Annotated in this window: 1 rRNA gene; it reads left to right on the top strand. The window is 58.6% G+C overall.

Annotated features, from left to right (window positions below):
* Positions 1–722: ribosomal RNA gene (locus ACMGFG_RS24230) — 23S ribosomal RNA — on the top strand; the annotation flags it as partial.

Here is a 722-nt window from a genome sequence, read left to right as displayed (position 1 = left end):
GTTTGGCGAGTCTAACCCGTTCCGCGGGGAAGGCACAGGGAAACCGACATGGCCGCAGCGCTTTGCGCCAGGGCCGCCGTGTTCAAGCGCGGGGAGTCAAACTGACACGACCCGAAACCGGACGATCTACGCGTGGGCAAGACGAAGCGTGCCGAAAGGCACGTGGAGGTCTGTTAGAGTTGGTGTTTTACAACACCCTCTCGTGACCTACGTGTAGGGGTGAAAGGCCCATCGAGTTCGGCAACAGCTGGTTCCGACCGACAAATGTCGAAGCATTACCCCCGCCGAGGTAGTTCGTGGGGTAGAGAGACTGATTGGTGTGTCCGCCCTCGAGAGAGGTCGGCGCACCTGTCAAACTCCGAACCTACGAACGCTGTCGACGCGGGGAGTTCGGTGCGCGGGGTAAGCCTGTGTACCGTAAGGGAGACAACCCAGCGTCGGGTTAAGGTCCCCAAGTGTGGACTAAGTGCGATCGAAGGTGGTCTCAAGCCCTAGACAGCCGGGAGGTGAGCTTAGAAGCAGCTACCCTCCAAGAAAAGCGTAACAGCTTACCGGCCGAGGTTTGAGGCGCCCAAAATGATCGGGGCTCAAGTCCACCACCGATACCTGACCACGCCCATAAGAAGGCGATTGTGTAGGTCGGCGTTCTGATCGGGTGGAAGCACGGCCGAGAGTTCGTGTGGACCGATTTGAAACGAAAATCCTGGTCATAGTAGCAGCGA

The organism is Halosimplex halobium, assembly GCF_051414055.1.
Taxonomy (GTDB): Archaea; Halobacteriota; Halobacteria; order Halobacteriales; family Haloarculaceae; genus Halosimplex; species Halosimplex halobium.
The sequence above is the reverse complement of the archived record's forward strand: the minus strand, read 5'-3'. Positions and strand labels throughout refer to the sequence as shown.